The organism is Streptomyces sp. NPDC002690 (assembly GCF_053592415.1).
The window spans coordinates 1-1,822 of record NZ_JBSFVR010000675.1; the positions used below are offsets into that span (position 1 = coordinate 1).

Annotated in this window: 1 protein-coding gene and 1 pseudogene; both read left to right on the forward strand. The window is 75.8% G+C overall.

Annotation, left to right across the window (positions count from 1 at the left end; all coding sequences use genetic code 11):
- Positions 1–312 precede the first annotated feature (312 nt).
- Positions 313–1,365 (forward strand): SWIM zinc finger family protein, encoded by a 1,053-nt coding sequence (locus tag ACWD3D_RS36580; RefSeq protein WP_451464959.1) that lies wholly within the window; start codon positions 313–315, stop codon positions 1,363–1,365.
- 189 nt (positions 1,366–1,554) lie between these two features.
- Positions 1,555–1,822 (forward strand): annotated as a pseudogene (locus ACWD3D_RS36585) (hypothetical protein); the annotation flags it as partial.

Consider the following 1,822-nt stretch of genomic DNA (forward strand, 5'->3'; position numbering starts at 1 on the left):
CGGAGCGCCCGCGCGCCCGCGTCGGGCAGTGCCCCGCCCGGCGGCGTTCCCCCGGGCAGCGTTCCCCCCGGCAGCGCCCCGTCGGGCAGCGCCCCCGCCTGAGCGCCACTGTCCGGCGTGCCGCTGTCCGGCGTGTGCGCGGTGGCCGCGTCCTGCCCGGCTCGTTCGTACACGGTCATGGTCCCCCTCCAGATCGCTCATCGCTCGGTCCGATGTGTCACCACCGTGCACCACGCCACTGACAATCGGTTCCTCACTCACCGTCACCGCAGGTCAGCGCGATTGTCAGTGGGGGGCCCTAACGTCGTCGCCATGCTGCTGTCTCATGAGGGAGAGTCCGCGCGGACCACCGATCCGGTGGGGCGCGCGCCCGCCGCACCGGCCGACGCCGAGGCGGCGCGCAAGCGTGCCGCGCGGAGGGCCGACCGGATCACCGACGGGGCACGGGAGTTGGAGGATCGCCTCGCCGATCTCCTGAGCTCCGGACTCGCGGTGTCCGACCAGTCCGGTGGCGACCGCTGGGAGGAGACCGCCGCCCGGATGGTCGACGCCCAGGCTCCCGGACTCGCGGCGAGGGTCCGGGAGTTGGGTGCACTGGCCTCCTCCGGTCCGGGGTGGCCGGCCCGGATGCTGGAGGAGTGCGGGCTGCTGCATCTCCTCAACACGGCCTGGCTGCACCGTGATCGGCTGCCCCCGCCCCTGTCGGCGACGGTCCGCACCCGGGTGGGGCTGCCGTCCGCGGCGACCGGCCCGCCGGTGCGCGACCGCTGGCAGGTGCTCGCCCAGTACGACCTCGTGGACGGCAAGCTCGTCACCCGCCGTATCTGGCTGCGCGGAGCCGAGTCGGGCCGCATGGTGGTGCTGCTCTCCTACGGCGCGGGGGGCCGCGCCCCGGAGTGCTCCCTTCCGGTGGGCGCGGTCCTGGAGGCGGAGTTGACGCCCCATCCGGGCTCGGGGCACCGGGCCGAGCTGGGGCCGGTGTCCGGCACCCCGGAGCCCGCCCCCGCACCCCCAGCGGGCGTCTCCCCGGCCGAGGCCCTCGCCGGGTACGGCCGTGCGCTGGGCGAGGACCCCTGGGCGCAGAGGCATCCGGTGGTGCTGGACGCGGTGATACCCGTCCCCTCCGCAGGCCGCTGGCAGCTGGCCGACGAGGGGACCGGGACCGCCCTGCCGATAGCGGGGGACCCTCGTTCCCGGCCGGGCCTCTGGCGGCTGGCCGCACTGTCGGGCGGCGGCCCGGTCACGGTCTTCGGCGAACTGGGCCCGCGCGGCTTCGCCCCTCTGACGGCTTGGCCCACCGGCGAAAGCGACGGCTCCGGGCGCGGAGACGGCGTCGGTCCGGTCGAGACCGTGATCCTGACCTGATCATCGGGCGCGCCGACCGGAAGGCCCACCCAGGACCTCTCCGTCACCACACCCCCCTGCCCGTCACCACGCCCCTCTCCGTCACCACGCCCCTCTCCGTCACCACACCCCCTGCCCGTCACCACGCCCCCTCCCGCGCCCCCGCCCTCTCCTTACCCGTACGTGTCCCCGCCTGCCGGAGGTGAACCCATGCCCGCCACGAACTCACCGACTCCCGAGCCCGGTCGCCCGGATCACGACCGCCCCCGCGCCACCGCTCCGGACCCCGCCGACGCCCGGCACCCGGCCGACTCCCCGCCGCTGCCCGGGCAGAGGTACGAGCACTGGGACGAGCTGGTCACCCGAGCCCTCCTCGGTACGGACCGCCGCCCGCACCGTGACCGCGAGGACCAGCAGGGCCATCGCCAGCCGCCGGAGCACCTGTTGGAGCGGCGGCAGGGCGCCCTGCGTCGGCATG

Excerpts from the sequence above, each read along its gene's own strand:
- ACWD3D_RS36580 (WP_451464959.1), top strand. The coding sequence starts at position 313 with ATGCTGCTGTCTCATGAGGGAGAGTCCGCGCGGACCACCGATCCGGTG.